At 39.0% G+C, this 18,075-nt stretch carries 23 protein-coding genes; 16 read left to right on the top strand and 7 right to left on the bottom strand.

The genetic code is table 11. The features are described 5' to 3' along the window. Positions 1-142 precede the first annotated feature (142 nt). From V7127_RS00665 to V7127_RS00650, 4 genes are all read left to right on the top strand, one after another. Positions 143-1,324, top strand: a complete 1,182-nt coding sequence (locus V7127_RS00665; RefSeq protein ID WP_335345713.1) for an MFS transporter — start codon at positions 143-145, stop codon at positions 1,322-1,324. A 214-nt stretch (positions 1,325-1,538) separates the two neighbouring features. Then, positions 1,539-2,153, top strand: coding sequence for a LysE/ArgO family amino acid transporter (locus V7127_RS00660; protein ID WP_335345712.1), 615 nt, complete (start codon positions 1,539-1,541; stop codon positions 2,151-2,153). A 37-nt stretch (positions 2,154-2,190) separates the two neighbouring features. Then, the gene (locus V7127_RS00655; RefSeq protein WP_335345711.1) at positions 2,191-2,376 is read left to right on the top strand and encodes a histidine kinase; all 186 of its coding nucleotides are present in this window, start codon (positions 2,191-2,193) and stop codon (positions 2,374-2,376) included. 179 nt (positions 2,377-2,555) lie between these two features. Beyond that, positions 2,556-3,116: a spermidine synthase gene (locus V7127_RS00650; protein ID WP_335354446.1), complete on the top strand. Its 561-nt coding sequence runs from the start codon at positions 2,556-2,558 to the stop codon at positions 3,114-3,116. Between the two features lie 67 nt (positions 3,117-3,183). Here V7127_RS00650 and V7127_RS00645 read toward each other — a convergent pair whose 3' ends face one another. Together V7127_RS00645 and V7127_RS00640 are read right to left on the bottom strand one after the other, a co-directional pair. Next, entirely contained in the window at positions 3,184-3,861 is a 678-nt protein-coding gene (locus tag V7127_RS00645; RefSeq protein ID WP_335482871.1) for a class D sortase, read from the bottom strand. 48 nt (positions 3,862-3,909) lie between these two features. Further along, positions 3,910-4,545 (bottom strand): hypothetical protein, encoded by a 636-nt coding sequence (locus tag V7127_RS00640; RefSeq protein ID WP_335344995.1) that lies wholly within the window; start codon positions 4,543-4,545, stop codon positions 3,910-3,912. A 206-nt stretch (positions 4,546-4,751) separates the two neighbouring features. Here V7127_RS00640 and V7127_RS00635 point away from each other — a divergent pair, with 206 nt between their 5' ends. Then, positions 4,752-5,963: a benzoate/H(+) symporter BenE family transporter gene (locus tag V7127_RS00635; RefSeq protein ID WP_335344994.1), complete on the top strand. Its 1,212-nt coding sequence runs from the start codon at positions 4,752-4,754 to the stop codon at positions 5,961-5,963. A gap of 82 nt (positions 5,964-6,045) precedes the next feature. Next, a complete protein-coding gene (locus tag V7127_RS00630) occupies positions 6,046-6,441 on the top strand; it encodes a hypothetical protein (protein ID WP_335344993.1) in 396 nt (131 codons plus the stop codon). Between the two features lie 61 nt (positions 6,442-6,502). On the opposite strand, the gene V7127_RS00625 is transcribed toward V7127_RS00630, so the two are convergent. Together V7127_RS00625 and V7127_RS00620 are read right to left on the bottom strand one after the other, a co-directional pair. Next, positions 6,503-7,249, bottom strand: a complete 747-nt coding sequence (locus V7127_RS00625; RefSeq protein ID WP_335354448.1) for an anti-sigma factor — start codon at positions 7,247-7,249, stop codon at positions 6,503-6,505. After that, positions 7,236-7,823: an RNA polymerase sigma factor gene (locus V7127_RS00620; RefSeq protein WP_335347600.1), complete on the bottom strand. Its 588-nt coding sequence runs from the start codon at positions 7,821-7,823 to the stop codon at positions 7,236-7,238. The genes V7127_RS00625 and V7127_RS00620 overlap by 14 nt, the downstream gene beginning before the upstream one ends. A gap of 312 nt (positions 7,824-8,135) precedes the next feature. On the opposite strand from V7127_RS00620, the gene V7127_RS00615 reads away from it, so the two are divergent. From V7127_RS00615 to V7127_RS00580, 8 genes are all read left to right on the top strand, one after another. Continuing rightward, positions 8,136-8,780 (top strand): LytTR family DNA-binding domain-containing protein, encoded by a 645-nt coding sequence (locus V7127_RS00615; protein WP_335347601.1) that lies wholly within the window; start codon positions 8,136-8,138, stop codon positions 8,778-8,780. Between the two features lie 52 nt (positions 8,781-8,832). Then, positions 8,833-9,033 carry a hypothetical protein gene (locus V7127_RS00610; RefSeq protein ID WP_335482868.1) on the top strand — a complete coding sequence of 67 codons (201 nt, stop codon included), beginning with the start codon at positions 8,833-8,835 and terminating at the stop codon, positions 9,031-9,033. A gap of 83 nt (positions 9,034-9,116) precedes the next feature. Then, on the top strand, positions 9,117-10,631 hold the full coding sequence (locus tag V7127_RS00605) for an acetyl-CoA hydrolase/transferase family protein (RefSeq protein WP_335347602.1): 1,515 nt from the start codon (positions 9,117-9,119) through the stop codon (positions 10,629-10,631). A gap of 132 nt (positions 10,632-10,763) precedes the next feature. Further along, complete coding sequence (locus tag V7127_RS00600) at positions 10,764-10,982, top strand: hypothetical protein (protein WP_335347603.1); 219 nt, start codon at positions 10,764-10,766, stop codon at positions 10,980-10,982. A 182-nt stretch (positions 10,983-11,164) separates the two neighbouring features. Beyond that, the gene (locus V7127_RS00595; RefSeq protein ID WP_335347604.1) at positions 11,165-11,833 is read left to right on the top strand and encodes a GntR family transcriptional regulator; all 669 of its coding nucleotides are present in this window, start codon (positions 11,165-11,167) and stop codon (positions 11,831-11,833) included. A 1-nt stretch (position 11,834) separates the two neighbouring features. Further along, a complete protein-coding gene (locus tag V7127_RS00590; RefSeq protein WP_335347605.1) occupies positions 11,835-12,677 on the top strand; it encodes a fumarate hydratase in 843 nt (280 codons plus the stop codon). 34 nt (positions 12,678-12,711) lie between these two features. Continuing rightward, the gene (locus tag V7127_RS00585; RefSeq protein ID WP_335347606.1) at positions 12,712-13,293 is read left to right on the top strand and encodes a FumA C-terminus/TtdB family hydratase beta subunit; all 582 of its coding nucleotides are present in this window, start codon (positions 12,712-12,714) and stop codon (positions 13,291-13,293) included. A 2-nt stretch (positions 13,294-13,295) separates the two neighbouring features. Beyond that, complete coding sequence (locus V7127_RS00580; RefSeq protein ID WP_335353332.1) at positions 13,296-14,363, top strand: tartrate dehydrogenase; 1,068 nt, start codon at positions 13,296-13,298, stop codon at positions 14,361-14,363. A 133-nt stretch (positions 14,364-14,496) separates the two neighbouring features. Here V7127_RS00580 and V7127_RS00575 read toward each other — a convergent pair whose 3' ends face one another. The 3 genes from V7127_RS00575 to V7127_RS00565 are packed head-to-tail and all read right to left on the bottom strand — an operon-like array spanning position 14,497 to position 17,043. Next, positions 14,497-15,561, bottom strand: coding sequence for a DctP family TRAP transporter solute-binding subunit (locus V7127_RS00575; protein ID WP_335347608.1), 1,065 nt, complete (start codon positions 15,559-15,561; stop codon positions 14,497-14,499). Beyond that, positions 15,491-16,462: an NAD(P)-dependent oxidoreductase gene (locus tag V7127_RS00570; protein ID WP_335347609.1), complete on the bottom strand. Its 972-nt coding sequence runs from the start codon at positions 16,460-16,462 to the stop codon at positions 15,491-15,493. Before V7127_RS00570 ends, V7127_RS00575 begins: the two co-directional genes overlap by 71 nt. Beyond that, the gene (locus tag V7127_RS00565; RefSeq protein ID WP_335347610.1) at positions 16,459-17,043 is read right to left on the bottom strand and encodes an amino acid synthesis family protein; all 585 of its coding nucleotides are present in this window, start codon (positions 17,041-17,043) and stop codon (positions 16,459-16,461) included. Before V7127_RS00565 ends, V7127_RS00570 begins: the two co-directional genes overlap by 4 nt. A 218-nt stretch (positions 17,044-17,261) precedes the next feature. On the opposite strand from V7127_RS00565, the gene V7127_RS00560 reads away from it, so the two are divergent. Further along, entirely contained in the window at positions 17,262-17,816 is a 555-nt protein-coding gene (locus tag V7127_RS00560; RefSeq protein WP_335344350.1) for a TRAP transporter small permease, read from the top strand. Next, on the top strand, positions 17,813-18,075 hold a 263-nt coding region (locus V7127_RS00555; RefSeq protein ID WP_335344351.1), incomplete at its 3' end, for a TRAP transporter large permease subunit. The genes V7127_RS00560 and V7127_RS00555, both read left to right, overlap by 4 nt.

The following is an 18,075-nucleotide window of genomic DNA, read 5'->3' as shown; positions in this document are numbered from 1 at the left end:
GGATTAATCCGCAAAACGAGGCTTTTTATTGTATAATGATCGTTTACGAAAAATTCCATAATTTAAAATTGGTGGAATTACCACTTGTTTTAAGGCGAATAAATCGTTAACATGAGTAAGGTACTTTAGGAGGTCTTACTTGATGAATAAACGTGTGTATTTATTGGCCATTGTCTCATTTGTTGTTGGGATGGTGGAGTTAATTATAGGTGGTTTACTTGATTTAGTAGCAAATGGTTTAGATGTAAGTCTAGGGCAGGCAGGTTTTCTGATGACGGCCTTTTCACTTTCATTTGCGATTGCCGCTCCCATTTTGTTAGCGGTAACCCAGAGAGTGGACCGTAAGCAGCTTACTTTGATGTCTCTAGCAGTTTTTTTCCTAGGGAATGTGATTGCTGTATTCAGCCCGAATTATAGTATTTTACTAGTGGGGCGTATCATATCAGCAGCTAGCGGCTCGTTGCTCATTGCCTTATGCTTAACGATGGTTCCAGCCATTGTCGATGAAAAATACCGTGCTCGTGCTATTTCGGTTGTATTTATGGGAGTGAGCGGCTCTCTTGTATTGGGCGTACCAATTGGATTAATGCTTGGAAATTCATTTGGCTGGCGCGCGCCTTTTGTCCTGATATCAATCCTTACCCTCGTTTCGATGGCAGGTGTGTATTTCTTTTTAGGAAAAATCCCACCTAAGCCAGCTGTTCCTATTGGAGTTCAGCTTAAGACTTTGAAGAATCGAAGAATTTTACTTGCGCAATTAACGTCCATTATTTTTCTGGCAGGACATTTAACGTTTTACGGTTACTTGACTCCTTTTCTAAAAATGAAAATGGGTTTGGATGGTCAGTGGGTTAGTATTGTCTATTTAGTTTTTGGTATCGCAGCGGTAGTGGGAGGTGGAATCGGAGGCTTACTTGCTGATCGATTTGGCACTAAGACTACCATTCTATCAGTTACGGCCCTTTTTGCCGTATCGATGTTTATCATTCCATTTACAACATTTTCACTGCCGATTTTTCTAATTATCCTCGGTGTGTATAGTTTGCTTAGCTGGGCGATCACACCTCCCATGCAAAGTTATTTAATTGAAGTTTCCGCTGGTGCTTCGGATATTCAGCAAACCTTAAATAATTCTGCTGTCCATATTGGAATTGCTTTAGGTTCATTGATTGGGGGACTTGTGATCGAGCAGGCATCGTCTGTAGATCTAAATCCAATAGCTGGTGGAATATTCGTTTTATTTGCTCTTGGGACTGCTTTCTTCTCAATGGGCAAGGGCAGCCGGAAAGCTTATTTAAAGAAAGAAGCTATGAAAATAGATTAACAAAACAGCCGGGAAATGTATTCATTCCGGCTGTTTTTAATAAGGAAGAAAGCCTGAGGATGCTAAAAGATTACAACCTAAATTCCAATTTATAATATACTACATGTTAATGAATTTGGTACGGTGATAGTTTAATTGATTAAAAAACTTATTCTTTCCTAACCTCCGAATTCTAATTTTGATTGAATACATAAGAAAAATTAGGGAGGGCATTATGACAGAGGCATTTCTTCACGGAGCCATTCTTGCTTTTGGACTCATCCTGCCATTAGGTGTGCAAAATGTATTTGTTTTTAACCAAGGGGCGACACAAAAGCGATTTGTAAGAGCATTGCCAGCAGTTATTACTGCAGGAATTTGTGATACGATCTTAATTCTTTTGGCTGTAATGGGTGTATCGATAATTGTGTTTAGCTTTGTATGGATCAAAAACGTAATCTTTATTGTCGGCTTCTTTTTTTTAGCCTATATGGGCTGGTCCATTTGGAAAAGCGAACCTGAGGTAAAGAGTGACAAACAGGAGATTTCCTTTTCAACAAAGCGTCAGATCACGTTTGCGGCATCGGTTTCTTTGCTGAATCCGCATGCTATTATGGATACAATAGGCGTTATTGGCACAAGCTCTTTAGCCTATGAAGGCTTCGAAAAATGGGCGTTTTCTCTAGCATGTATAGGTATTTCATGGATATGGTTTTTCAGTTTAGCACTCGTTGGGAGGAAAGTAGGAGAGTTCGATACGAGCGGGCGCTTTTTAAAGAAGATGAACCAAATATCTGCTATAATCATATGGGGAATGGCGCTATACATTGGCGCTCAAATCCTAATTTAGTTTCTTGGCTTGCCTTATGTAGGAGGATGTAAAGATAATGAGACATTTAGCCTTGGTCATTCCAATTATGCTTATAGTTGGTGCTGCAGCCATGTGGATGCTTCATAAAGATTATTCGGTTCTTGATTATCAAACAAGAGTGATTATTTCTACAGGTGCTGCCCTTTTTTCAGGATTAATATCATTCTTTTTATTTAAAACAGGGAAAGCGAATAATGAATAAGCATGTCATACCGATGGGACCTCACTACACCTTTGTAAGAGTGAGGTCTTCTTTTGTCGGGAACCAAAATATGCTATTTGGAACTGTGAACAAAATCCCCAGTCTCGCGGATGATCTTGTGTCTGTACACTTTTTGTGGCTTTAAAACATCCAATTTAGTGGATTTAGATGAATAGGTTTTGGATGTTGCACGAAATGTACCGGAAATGGCAGCTATGAATGACAGAGCTTTTTTTGATAAAAGGGTACATGTTTACCCACAAGATGCAGTTAAATTTGTGGAGAAAAATAGAAGTCAATACAACTTCATCATAATAGACTTTCCTGACCCTACAGTTCCATTATTGGCTAATCTATATACATTAGAGCTATATCAACAGCTTTATGATTTATTAGCTATGGACGGAAAAATAGTTTGTCAGTCAAACTCAATTGATGAAACGCCAATTGTCTTTTGGAGTATTGGCCGGACAATGGAAGCCGCAGGTTTTTATACGGAACCATACCATACTGTTATTCCTTCCTTTGTGGATTGGGGCTTTCAAATAGGTGCCAAAAAACCATTTTCTACAAAAAATGAAAAGATTACTGTTCCACATCGAACATTACCTAAACAGATTAATCATATGTCTTCCCTTCCAAATGGATCCCTTCGTGCTAAAGAAAGAGCTGTTGTAAATAGGAAGGAGTATTTAGTATTGCATGAAATTTTTAATAGAGAAATAGTAGATTATACGTAGGATAAACGCCTCCTTAGCATATTAAAAAAGACAGCACCTTATATATGAGGGAAGCTGCCTTTTTTAATTATAGAAATTTAATAAGTTTTTTTACTTTTATTTCGCTTTTTATCAGAGCTGCTTCAACAAATAAGCGCTTGTCTGTTAAATATAAGGCATCTAAAGGATAGCAAGTTTCAAGTGCTATGGATGGGTAAGCCATATCGGGCAGTATATCTTCTACATGTAAAATCCGCTGCCTGGTCACTGAAAAGGTAAACACACCTTGTTCTGTTGTCACGGTAAATTCCATTCCCTCTGAAAGCATATCTAGATGACGGAAGGAAGATGAATTGTGAGCTGCGATGATACTCGTACCAATTTGCCCAGGAAAAACGCTATCTGGCAGATGCCCGGGTGCTTTGGCTAACTCTCTCTTTCCAGTTCCTTCTAAAATCGCTTCATTAATTCCGAGACTTGGAATGGTGAGCATTCCGATGATTTCGCCTGTTTTCGGTTTTGCGGTTAGTTCTGGAGCTGGTTTAGGGTAAAGTCCGGTTTGATAGGTTTGAAGAATTGGTTCAGTTTCGCTCATCTTTGCGGTTGGTTTCTTTCCCGCATGAAGGCCTGCAGTAATTTCTTGTGATGGACTTGCTGAAGAGCCTTCTGGAATGAACTGGGATTGGGCTTCTTCCTGCAAGGCTTGGGACATGGCTTTAGAATAGCCTAATTGAACAAAAGGGAAAAGGAGGACAAATATGCCCAAAACCAGTAATCCTCCAGATACCTTTTTAAGTGTTTTTGGATTCATTGGTTAATTCATACGGCGACGTGCGAACAATGGCAGTACTATCCCTGCAAGAAGGAGAGCAGAGCCTCCAATTGCCCATGGTGTCATATTCATGCCTGTAACTGGCGAAGTAGCGTTCTTTACTGGTATTGCAGCAGAAGTTACCGCCCACCCAACTGGTGCACCTTTAATTGGGTGAGACAGGGTAGTCCCTTCAATTGTTGCTGGCACTTTATTTAAAGAAAACGTTCCGTCAACTAAAGTATCATAATATTTGCTGTCTGCATTTACTTTATCATCTGTGTAGCTAAACATAACAGCTTTCTCAAACTTGCCAATAATCTCATTCGTTGAAAGATCCGTTACCTTAAACGCGAAATTCATTAAAACAGTTTCATCCTCAGGTGCATTCTTTTGGAAATCAGCTATTGGGCCTTCTAATACTTGGAAATTTACAGGGTTTAAGAATGTGCCCTCAGGGATATCAATTTTAACATTTCCATATGTAATGGAATCAGCTTTGCTAGGATCAATTTCTTTCTCAGCAACGACATTTGGAAAACCAAGCGTTTGGAAATCAGGTACTGCGGCAACTACAGAAGTAGCCAGCAGCGACAGGGACATTAAAAACATTACTACCGTTAAAGTTAATCGTTTCATGCTTACACTCTCCTAATTAAATATTTTTTTGCTACACTTAAGTAAACGATAGGTTTTACAAAACGGTTTGATATTTATATAAATATTTTTTAAAATAGGAATCTTCTAATAATAGTTAGGTGAAAAGGAATTGAATTATTTGACAGTTCATTCCTTCTGCCCTAATGATAGGTAGTAATAATGAAGATTGTTTGGGAGTGGATCAAGTGGGATTGCCAAAGATAAGCGAAAATGGGTTTGTTCCAGAGGGGAAATTTAGACAGCGCATGCTTCTGCAGGATGTAAAAGGAGAAAACGTCTCAACGGGATTGATATCTAGTACATTGGTTATGACAGGTCCAGCTATTATCATCTTACAGGCAGCTGCAGCCGGAGGATTTACGGATCAACAGACCATTAGCTGGATGTTTGCTGTCTATTTTTTCGGCGGATTGTTAGGATTGATGATGGCATTGCGATACAGGATCCCGATTACTGGGGGTCACTCTATTACGGGTGTTGCCTTTCTAGCCACGGTCACAGCGCAATTTACCTATCCACAGTTAATAGGCAGTTATGTGCTATCGGGGTTACTTATACTTTTGATCGGAATATCGGGCCTCTTTACAAAGATTATTAAATGGGTGCCGAAAGAGGTTATTGCTGCGATGCTTGGAGGGCTAGTTACCGGTTATGTAGTGCAATTGGTTCCTGCTGTTAAGGCAATGCCCTTAGTTGGAGGATCCGCAGTCGTCAGTTTCTTTCTTTGTTCAAGATATTTGAAGCGGGTTCCGCCAGTGTTGGCTGCTGTTGTTGTAGCTTTTATTGCGCTGTTATTTACTCAGAAGCTGGAGCCTGCAAAGGAAATTGCCTTTTTCTTGCCCACCTTGCAGATGCCAGAGTTTACTTGGTTTGGGATACTGACAGTAGCGCTTCCTCTCGCTATGCTAATTTTGAGTAATGATGCGGCACCGGGAGTAGGTGCCCTAGAAAGCTCCGATTATAAGCCGCCCATTCGAAAAATCATTTCCATAAGCGGCTTATTTTCCATTATCGCCAGTTTTTTCGGAGGACAAAGCGCCAATATTGCGGGAATGATGACAGCTATATGTTCGGGGCCTGATTCAGGTCCCCGCTCGAAAAGGTATATGGCTTCTGTCGTATCGGGAATTGTCATTATCCTTTTCGGGATTTTCGCTTGGAAAATTGTCCCGTTCATTCAATCATTGCCACAAGCCTTTGTCTCATTACTAGCTGGTTTTGCTCTTATAGGTGTATTGCATTCCAGCATTCAAATGGGTTTTTCGGAAAACCGCTATCGATTAAGCGCCATGGCTGCCTTTATTGTAACGCTATCAGGCATATCCTTTCTGCATATTAGTGCACCAGTATGGGGGCTTGTCTTCGGGGCTGTGCTGGCAAGGACGATAGAAAAGTAAGCGGAAAAGTAATGAAAAATGAGAATATTCTTTCGTATTTCACAATAAGATGAAGTAGTATATGTGGAATGAGGGGATTAGGTTGGGTAATCAGAACACTTTCATTACGAGAGAAATGGTGGCTAATTACAATGAATTAAACCGCAGGAAGAAAGAAATTGAAATGCAATTAGATGAATTAAAAAAGGCTTTTAATCAATACTTTGACATGGCTTTTGGAATAAATGCAAAAGGTGAACTAACGATAGATGACTATAAATTGCAAAGACAAATAAGGATAACAGAGAAATACGAGCAGGAAGCGACAGTTCATCGATTAGAAGAATTAAATCTAATGGACCTTATCCAGAAGAAACCAGATGAAGCAAAAATTAAGTCAGCCTTAAATTTAGGATTTTTAAAGGATGAAGATTTAGAGGGCTGTATAATCAAGAATACAAGTCAAGCCCTTTATGTTAAATACGCGGATTCAAAATAGAGTAAGGGTTTTTGAACGAGCCTCATGGTAAGTAACACCTTGCCATGGGGCTCGAATTACTTTATAGGGTTCCCATCACTTTTTTACCCTTAGGCTGAGTATTGCCAGCATTTGGTTCTAAGGTAATCCCGATTGCATCAAAAGCGTGATCCTTCGGCAGCTGGTAAGTGAGCAAGCCATTCCCGTTTTGGTCGGGTTTCAACGTCCCTGCATTTTGGCGGTTCCCATTTTTTAATAGCCATACTTGATAAACCTCATCGTTATTTGTTATCGGCATATTGTTTAATTCGATAATAAGATGACTTGTGTCTTGACCATCCTGTAAAAGGTAGGCAATCCCATTTGCTGAAGCCGCTAAATCCTGCCCTTTTAAATCAATCGTTTTTACAATTTGCGAAGGAGAAAAGGCTTTGTTTTCTAATGCTGTAATGGAATCTTTCAATTGAAGGTTATGCCAAATCAATCCTGTTAAGCCTATTGCTAAAACTGCCAGTATACCTGCAGATAATGGTGAGAAGTGCTTAGCTAAAATTCCTTTTAATTGTTCAAAAAAACTTTGCTTTTTATTAATTTGTGCTGGTATATTATTTTCATCAAAAATAAAATTCATAACCTCATCTTTTAAGGAATTTGGAACCTCAGTTTCTTCAATATCATAAGAGAGCATTTGCCATGTTTCCTGAAGGGAATTGACTTCATTCCGACATTCGGCACATGTTTTAAGGTGAATTTCAAACTGTTTCTTTTCATGTTTTGACAGCTGATCAATTATAAATAGAGACAGGTTTTCACATTTATTTGTTTCCATGCCGAACCCCCTCCGTTTCTTCTTTAAAATACTTCCGCAATTTTTTCAAGGTTTGGTGCAGTCTGCTTTTTATCGTACCAAGCGGCTTTTGTTCCAGTTCTGCAATTTCACTTAATGAGTAGCCTTCCCAGTATAATAAATTAATTAGGCGCTGCTGTGGTTCTGAGAGCTGCTGCTTTGCTTCTTGAATTTGATGCTTTAATAGACTTTTTGAAACCTGCTCCGGTACACCCACTGTATGCCGATCTTCGATTTGTCCCCATTCGTTTGATTCTAGCTGAATCGATGCTGAATGCTTTTGTTCCTTCCGAATGAGATCAATTGCAATGTTTCTAGTAATGGTAAGAATCCAATTTGGAAACTTTCCTTTTGAAGAGCTATAGGTTTGTTTTGTGGTCCAAAGTCTGAGAAAAACTTGCTGAACAATCTCCTTTGTTTTCTCTGTATCTCCCTTTGACATTTTAAAGGAGAAGCTGTAGACAAGCTTTACGTAGCGATCATACAGTTCTTCAAGTGCAGGGCGATGATTTTGAACAATTAATTCTATAAGTTCTTCATCCGTTTTCAATTTCACTGCAAGTTGTCTCTCCCTTATAAAAAGCGTTTTATTAAGTATAAGGCATATACATGGGAGTGGGAATTAAAAAAATAGGTGAGTACATGAGCCTGATATGTTGAGAGGATTTTGAAGTGAACGCAAAAATTCTTTAAGAATGAATCTTTTTTAAGGTAACGAAAGATTGTATGAAGCGGTTCGCAGAAATTTTCAACGTTGTATAATATTGATTAAAACAGGAGCACTCATAAGCATCAGAATTCAGATAGAATCTTCTTTTAAAACATTGTAATATTAAACTAGTTCTATTTTTTGGAAGGAAGTCAGGAAATGAAGAGTATTTCAGTAAGCTCACTATTAGATGTAATTGGTGAACTGTTTTCAGATGAAATTTCAATTGCGGTTTCTAACACAAAAGAATATATTTATTACCGGCCGAGTAAACGTGTAGATTTAAAAATCAAGCCGGGAGACCCTTTAAAGGATGGGACAATCGCCTATAAGGCCATTGCCACAGGGAATAAAGCTTCAGAATTTATCAATCGGGATGTATTTGGAGTTCCATACCATGGAATGGCCGTTCCATTTCATCATGACGGAGTTCTAGAGGGCTGTGTCACTGCTATTTATCCTGCTTTAACTGATGGGAAAGCGGTTGTGACTGTAAGGAGCCATGACGGCTGGCAACCGACCCCCTTTTCAAAAGTAGTTTATATTGAAGCAAAGGATAAGAAAACGTTCGTCTATACAGAAGAGTATTCGGGTACACATAAATATGCCCTTCAGGAATTTGAATATTTATTGCCTAAAGATTATTTTATCCGTTGTCACCGGTCTTATATTGTCAATGTCAATCATATTAAGGAAATTTATCCCGATACACATTCAACATTTATTCTAGCCATGAATAATGGAGACCACCTAACAGTCAGTCAGTCGTATTCTAGCTATTTTCGAAAATTATTAGGATTTTAAATGCTGCACTGACATTTCGAGGGAAGTAGTCGTTCACAAAGTCCAAGCAGCGGTGCTGGAAGGACATTTCAAAGGAAGAAGTCGTTCAAAAAGTCCAAGCAGTGGTGCTGGACGGACATATCAAGGGAAGAAGTCGTTCAAAAAGTCCAAGCAGTGGTGCTGGACGGACATATCAAGGGAAGTAGTCGTACAAAAAGTCCAAGCAGATCAGGGATATTCTGCTTTGTACGAAGAATTTTCTGTTCTGTCCTAATTTTCTGCTATTTAATCCAAAAACTCCTTTCTCCTGTTTTTAATAGGTAAAATAATTTTATATAGTGGGAGAGGGTTGGGAGAATGAATAAGGGGTATGAACGTATAAAAAACACTAGTTTACAAGATCGTGTTGTCACACCTGAGGAAGCGGCATCATGGATTCAAGATGGCATGACTCTTGGTTTAAGCGGCTTTACACGTGCGGGGGACGTGAAAGCGGTACCATTTGCTTTAATAGAAAGAGCCAAAACTGAAAACTTCAAAGTAAATGTATATACAGGGGCTTCTTTAGGTTCTGATGTTGATAAATTGTTTGCAGAGGCTGGGATCATTAATAAGCGTTTGCCTTTCCAAGCTGATCCAACGATGAGAAGTGGAATTAATCAAGGGGACTTCTTATTCGTTGACCAGCATTTGTCACACACTGCAGAGTTAATTCGAGCAAATGTAATGGATCCTATTGATTTCGCTATTTTGGAAGCGGTTTCGATTTCGGAGGATGGACAAATTATACCAACTACATCAATCGGAAATTCATTAACCTTTGCACAGCATGCTAAATCCATTATTGTAGAAATCAATCTTGCGCAAACACCAGAATTAGAAGGCTTGCATGATTTATTTGCACCTGGAAGGCAAGGGGAAAGAGAGCCTATTCCACTAACGAAGGCGGATGACCGTATTGGGTCGACAGGCATAAAAGTAGATATCGAGAAGATAAAAGGCATTGTCTTTACAAATCAGGATGATTCTCCTTCAACAATAGTCCCGCCAGATGAGGAAACAAAAGTGATGGCCGGGCATTTACTGGAATTTCTCCGTAAAGAAATAGCAGCCGGGAGATTAACTGAAAAGCTTGCTCCATTGCAATCTGGAATAGGCTCCGTTGCCAATGCGGTTCTTCATGGAATGCTAGATTCAGAGTTTGAGGACTTGGAAGTGTATTCGGAAGTATTGCAGGACGCCGTTTTTGATTTAATGGATGCAGGAAAGGTCCGTTTTGCCTCCTGCTGTTCCATCACATTATCTGAATCAAAAATGAAGCAAGTTTTCTCAAACTTTGATCAGTATCGCGACCGAATTTTGATGAGACCACAAGAAATATCGAATCATCCAGAAATTATCCGCAGACTCGGATTGATTTCAATAAATACAGCTTTGGAATTAGATATTTACGGAAATGTAAACTCCACACATGTACTTGGAACGAAAATGATGAACGGAATTGGAGGTTCTGGTGACTTTGCTAGAAATGCTCGTCTAGCGATTTTTGTGACAAAGTCCATTGCGAAAGATGGTAAAATCTCTAGTATCGTTCCGTTCGCATCCCATGTTGACCATACAGAGCATGATGTTGACGTGATTGTAACAGAGCAAGGCTATGCTGACCTCCGCGGGCTAGCTCCTAGACAGCGTGTCGAATTAATTATTGAAAACTGCGCTCATCCGATGTATCGCGAGCAGCTTCGGGAATATTATCATGAAGCCTTAACAAGAGGCGGCCACACACCTCATGTATTAGAAAAAGCACTTTCTTGGCATTCGGATTTTGCGAAGAATGGAACGATGCTGAAGGCTTTAGTAGAATGTAAATAGATGTGAACTCTAGGTAGATTTTTACCTAGAGTTTTTTTATAGTTTTTGGTCTAATTCTAGCAGCCATCCAATATTTTATATAGAGGTTACAAAGTGTGTAACAAATACTATATGAAAATAGGTGATCCAAAAATGTTTGCTGTTCATTTTTTTGAAAACAAAAATAAGTTACTGTGCCAGCTGCTTAAACGTGTTCCAACAGAAGGTGAGGAACTACACATTAAAGGCCGTAAAGGAAAAATTGTCAGTGTTAAAAATGTAGATGAAAAAAATATAAATGTACAAATAATCTTAGAAACGGTTAAAAAGAATAAACCTGTAGTAGATAATTCGAAAAAGAAGAAAAGGTAGTTAGGCTAGTAGGTACTAAATCCTTAATTGGAAATAGTACCTATTTTTTCATTTGTAATAATGGAAGCAAATGCTATTTAGCATTAAATAATTATTGAAATTTCTGATAATAAATAATATTATGAATATAGCGGCGTCGACAGCCGACACAAGACAGACTAAATAGTAAGGAGACACTTATTGTGGATCAAAATTCACTAGAAAGGGCTCTTCCATTTTATGAGCAGATTCAGCAAACCATTAAAAAGGGGATTTGGGAAGGAATTTACAAGCCGGGTGATAGAATGTACGAATCACAATTAGCGAAACAATTCGCAATAAGCAGAAGTCCAGTTCGCGAAGCTATACGGGCATTAATTAATGAAGGATTACTCATAATGGATGACAAATCACAAATAATCGTTTATAAGCCTTCGTTACAAGATGTCCAAGATATTTATGATTGCCGGCTCGCCCTTGAATCAAAAGCCGTAGCTCTAGCAGCAGTGAGGGCATCTGAAGCACAAATAAATGAGCTAGAAAGCATTTTGTTAGAAACTGAAGAGGCCATTAATAGAAAGGAGAAAGAGGAGATTGTAGCATGCAACTCTGGATTTCATGAGCTAATCATTCATATTAGCGGGAATTTACGATTAAAAAAGCTAGTCAATGAGCTTCATTCCTTAACACACTATTATAGGTTACTAAATCTTGAAGGGGCTAACCGAGCTGAAACAATTTTAAATGGACACAGGCAAATTTTCGAAGCAATTAAAGAAAGAAATTCAGAAAAGGCAGCAAAAAGATTAATAGAACATACAAAAGAAGATCTTGAAAACTTAGTTCAGCTTATTAAAGAAAAGGAGAGATAAGATGAGAATTGTAGATGCGGAAGTGCTGACAGAAAGTGTAGCAAAGCTTTGCTGGGAAGCATGCTACTATTTGCCCGAGGATGTATTGGCAGGATTCAGACAGGCTGAAAAAACCGAAGCTTCTCCAATAGGGAAATCTATTCTGCAACAGCTGCTAGAAAACGCAGAAGAGGCAAAAACGAATCATATGCCGTATTGCCATGATACAGGCATGGCCGTTGTGTTCGTGGAGATGGGACAGGACGTGCATATAACTGGAGGAAATTATCTTGATGCTATACAGGAAGGTGTGCGTACAGGCTATAGAGAAGGCTATCTGCGAAAATCAGTAGTTGGAGACCCATTATTACGTGTAAATACAGGAGACAATACCCCCGCCGTTGTACATACAGAAATTGTTCCAGGGGATCAAATTAAGATTACAGTCCTGCCAAAAGGCGGAGGCAGTGAAAATATGAGTGCTATGAAATTTTTATTGCCTGGTGAAGGTGCCGAGGGAGTTAAGAATTTTGTTATACAGACCATTAAAGAGGCTGGGGGAAAAGCGTGTCCGCCCGTTGTGGTCGGAGTAGGAATTGGCGGAAGCTTTGATAAAGTAACGTCACTTGCGAAACATGCTGTTCTCAGAGAGGTGGGTGTTCATAATCCAGAACCTCATATCGCAAAGCTTGAAGCAGAATTGCTAGAGGCAATTAATAACACCGGAATCGGCCCTCAAGGCCTTGGCGGTACAAGCACAGCTCTATGGGTGCCGATTGAAACATATGCATGCCATATTACAGCACTGCCTGTTGCTGTAAATATTCAATGTCATGCTGCGCGGAAAAAATCTGTGGTCATTTAATCGTATTTTTCAAGATATTGGAGGGATGGAAGAAATGACGGAGTACCGACTGAAAACACCCATCAGTAAGGCAGATGTTGAAAACCTAAAAATAGGAGATACGGTTCTGCTATCAGGAACGATTTATATGGCTAGAGATGCAGCTCATAAAAGGATGGTTGAGCTGCTCGAAAAAGACGAACCATTGCCAGTAGATTTAAAAGGTGAAGTTATTTTTTATGCAGGCCCTTGTCCGCCTAAGCCCGGCCAAGTGATAGGACCCGTTGCACCGACTACAGCATTCAGAATGGATCCGTACGCACCGGCTATGTATGAATACGGAGTAGTTGGAACAATCGGAAAAGGCCCGAGGAGAGATATGGTAAAGGAAGCCTGTCAGCAGTATGGGGCTATTTCCTTTGCAGCCATTGGCGGCTTATCTACTATTTTGAGCAGAAGAATTAAGGCAGAAGTGGTTGTTGCCTATGAAGATCTTGGCCCTGAAGCTATTCGGAGATTGGAAGTAGAGGATTTTCCACTACTCGTAGCTTATGATTCACATGGCGGTGATTTGTATGAGCAGGAAATAGCCAAATATGAAAATTATCATCAAAAAACAAATAAGGGAGCTGTGTGAAAATGAGAAAATATGAAATAGCCGTAATACCTGGGGATGGAATTGGGAAAGAGGTAGTGCCGGTTTCATTAAAGGTTCTAGATACAGTAGCTGAGGTTCATGGAGGATTGAAATTTGAGTATCAAGAATTCCCATGGAGCTGTGATTACTATATGGAACATGGAAAAATGATGCCTGATGATGGATTGAAAACACTTGCAAACTTTGATTCTATTTTTCTAGGGGCCATTGGCAACCCTGCAATCATTGCGGACCACGTGTCTTTATGGGGCCTTCTCATTAAAATTAGAAGAGAATTCGAGCAATCCATTAATATTCGCCCAGCCAAATATTTTAAAGGGCTAAGGTCTCCGCTCGTTAATCCTAACGATTTTGATCTGATTGTCGTTAGAGAAAATAGTGAGGGAGAATATAGTGAGGTAGGGGGAAGAATTCATAAAGGGGAAGATGAACTGGCCATTCAAAATGCTGTCTTTACTAGAAAAGGGACAGAACGTGCGATGAGGTATGCCTTTGAGCTAGCGAAAAAAAGAAGGGGGCATGTGACTTCTGCAACGAAATCCAATGGAATCTTTCACTCTATGCCTTTTTGGGATGAGGTTTTTAAAGATGTTAAATCGGATTATGCTGATATTAAAACAGATTCGTTCCATATTGATGCATTAGCAGCCTTTTTTGTTACGAGACCACAAATATTTGATGTGATTGTCGCAAGTAATTTATTTGGAGATATATTAACAGACATTGGCGGGGCAATTATGGGAAGCATTGGAATTGCTCCGGCTGCGAATATTAATTTAAACGGAAAGTACCCATCGATGTTTGAGCCTGTTCATGGATCAGCTCCTGATATTTATGGAAAAGGAATTTCGAATCCAATTGGACAAATCTGGACGGCAAAAATGATGCTTGATCATTTTGGAGAAGTTGAGTTAGGGAAAAAGCTCCTAGATGTGTTGGAAGATGTAACGAATGATGGCATTAAAACACCGGATATTGGAGGAACTGCTTCAACTGTCGAGGTTGGGGATGAAATCTGTAGAAGGTTAAAGAAGGCAGTGTCTGTTTAAGCAAAAATAATTCAAGATAATCCTGACGAATAGGTTGGGATTATTTTTATTTTAGGGAAAACAGTTAAAATTTGTTCACAAAAGAAAAACCGCAGTTCACGTCTGCGGTTTTTTTATTTTTATTAATAAATGATTATCTGCTCTCGGCGTCTTTAATAATATCAGCGCCAATTATTTCAGCATATTCTTGGTAAACCGGCTCTAGTACTTTCTTAAATGCGTCAATTTCTTCTGCAGATAATTCATTGATTTCAACTAAGCCATTAGATTTAAGTTTGGCTAAAGCATCATCATTTAATTTTGCTGCAGATTCCCTTGCAATCTTAGTTGCTTCATCTACACCTTTTTGAACAACAGCTAACGTTTCATCGTTAAGGCTGTTCCAGAATTTCGTATTTGTTAATAATGCATAGTCAACACGAGTGTGACCCATGATTGTCATATATTTTTGTACTTCATCAAACTTCTTTGATTCAATATTACTGAATGTATTTTCTTGTCCATCAACCGTTCCTTGCTGCAGGGCAGTGTAAAGCTCCGCAAATGGGATGGAAGTTGAACCTGCTCCTAATTTAGTATAAATAGCCTCGAGTAATTGACCACCTTGTGTACGAATTTTCATTCCCTGAAGGTCTTCCGGCTTACTTATCGGATGTTTATCATTTGTCATATGTTTGGCGCCATTTGGCCAGAAAGCACTACCGAGAACACCGTCTTTTTCTAGACGTTTAAAAATCTCTTGTCCTTTTTCTCCATCCCAGAATGCTTCTGCTGCTTCATCACTTTCGAATAAAAACGGCATAGCTGGAATATTAAAGCCAGGGTCGTTACCAACAAGCTTAGACATATCAGGGATAATAAATTGAACGTTATCTGCAACTAAGTTCTGATATTCATCTTTATCACCGAACAATGAGCTGTTAGGATATACTTGGACTTTGATTTTTCCGCCTGATTCAGCTTCAATAACTTCTTTCATTTTCATTGCACCATGATGCTTTGGTGTGTTTTCAGCAACAACGTGTGAAATTTTAATGGTTATTTCTTGTACTCCGCTCTCTTTATTCTCAGTTCCTTCCGCTGTCCCTTCAGAATTACCTTCTGTTTTTTGCGTGGATGAACCGCTGCTACACGCTGCTAGACCGAACACGAATACTAGGGTCAGAGCTGCCAGTAACATTTTTCTCACTTTCTTCATTGGAAATCCCCCTTTTTAATAAATAGGATGAAACGAATCTGTTAATCTCTGTGTGGTCGGCATTTTTTTCAAGAGCTTTACTTGCCTCATCAAATTTTTCAAAGACAAGCTGTGGTATAGAAGTGGCTGCTTGAGCATCTATAAATAATTGCTTTGCCATTTCTACATCCTTTCTCAATAAATCGAGAGCAAATCCAGAGTTGTATTCCTCATTTAAGATGAAATTAGGAAACTTATACTCAGTAGAACCGCTTCTGCCAGTACTATGATTGATGACATGAATAGCCTGTTCAGGTTGAACGTCAAATGCTTCCAATAATTGAACAGCTTCACAAGACGCTAGAAGATGTGTTGCGGATAGGTAATTATTAATAGCTTTCATTAAATGTCCGCTGCCTACTGGACCTATATGAAAAAGATTACTCCCTAAGACACTTAATAAACGCTTACATTTTTCGAATTGTTCTGAAGTTCCTCCTGCCATTACTGTTAGGGAGCCATCAATTGCTTTTTTTACTCCACCGCTAACCGGAGCATCAATAAAGCAAATACGATGGGAATCTAATCTTTCACTATTTTTCCTTGTTTCGGCAGGGTACGAGCTGCTCATATCAATAATCATAAGAGGGTCTTGGTGCATATTTTTTTCAGCGGTGTACGCTTCAAGTATTTCCTGCAAAACCTTGTTAACGATCGTAGAGGAGGGAAGCATGAGGAGAATAAACTGGACATTGTGAACCCAGTCCTCTATTTTTCCGATGTTTCCACCGAAGGATTGAAATTCAAGTTTAGCTGCTTGGTCTATATCTATTCCAAAAACGTTATAGCCTTTTTTTAATAGATTTTTAGCCATAGGCAAACCCATTTTGCCTAGCCCTATAAAACCTACGCTTTCACTCATGAAGGAAATACTCCCTCAAGCTCTTTATGTAAAGAGCCAATCCGTGGATGTGCCCTTCCACTTGCGGTTACAACTGCCGCAATAACAATTTCATCATTTCTTGGCGCATCTGGTATTCTTGTTTCAAAGGTCATATGATGGCTCCTGATTTTTGCATCCATCTTATGCTTGATGGCTAAGTCAAGAGTGGAACCTGCATTCCCTCTTTTTTCTGCGGAAGGAAGTAGAGTTTCAGCACTTCCGCAAAGCGATCGAAATGGATTCCCGAAAGTGAGCGTATGAATAATTGCTGAACCATGCTCTATTTCTCCATCTAAACCAACGAGTGCCCCTTTTCCGTATGCTTCAACTTCTTCTCCAGTAATCCCTAATGCTTCCATAGCCTTTTTAGGTAAAATTTCTCCTAGCTTTTCAGAGTAAGTTTTAATTAAAGGAAGAAGATCTTCTTCATACCTTCCTGCATAAGGATTTTTGATTACAGCCAAGGCAGCTGCAATGCGTACCGGAATTTCTGCCTTTTTGAATCCCTCGATAAATGTTTCTTCCTGGATCGTGACAATCTTTCTAATTTCTAAATCCACAAGCCAACCTCCTTATAAAAAATTGGATACAAATTAATGTACGATCAGATATTTCTATTGATGCTGAAAATATTATAACAAACATATTAAATATTGTGAATATAGAAAATTAAATAAAAATATTGAATTTTCTATTTATTTTTCTGTTCATATCTAGTATATTGAAAAATAGAATGAAATAAAGATTGGATACAATCTAAAAAAAGGAGTTGATTTGTATGAAACTCTTGAAATGGCTTGATCGCATCGAAGAAGGAGCAGCTGGGGTGCTATTTGTTGGAGGGGTATTGGTAAGTTTGTATGGTGTATTTATGAGATATGTGGTGAATGCACCGCCAGCTTGGATTACGGAGGTTTTTGAGTTTTTACTAGTATGGGCAATTTTCTTAGGTTTTGGAATGGCTTTAAAAGATAAAAGACATATTCAAGTGGAGCTTTTGTTTGATTCATTACCTTTTGGAATGAAAAAAGTAGTTGCAACAATCGCTAATATTATTGGTGGATTCTTTTCATTTTTCCTGGCCTATTCGTCATTAGAATTGATTACGCTTTCAAAGGAACAGGGAATGACAACGATTGATGTAGGGATTCCGATTTGGATAACCTATCTCGTTCTTCCTATTGGAATGGGATTGCTTGGACTTTACTTCATAATTAACGCATATCGCGCAATGAAGGGTGATAAGCGTGAACTGGCAGGAGAAATTGAAATGCTTTATGAAGAAATGAAGGAATCAGCGAATAATCCAGGTGACAAGGGGGTAGGGGCATGAGTCCGGTCTTAGTCCTATTTCTAGTATTTGCCATTCTTTGTTTAATCAGAGTACCGATAGCGATCAGTTTAGGGCTTTCAAGTATAGTAGCATTGTCAATGATTGATTTTACACTATATACTGTCATTCAAAAAATGTTTAACTCCTTAAATTCAGCGACCTTAATGGCGATACCAGGCTTCGTTTTTGCCGGTATTATCATGTCAAAGGGCGGTATCTCGTATCATTTAATTGAAGCATTAAAATCATGGGTTGGTCA

The organism is Bacillus sp. JJ1773 (assembly GCF_036962035.1).
GTDB lineage: Bacteria > Bacillota > Bacilli > Bacillales > Cytobacillaceae > Cytobacillus.
This window is presented reverse-complemented; position numbering and strand designations above follow the sequence as displayed.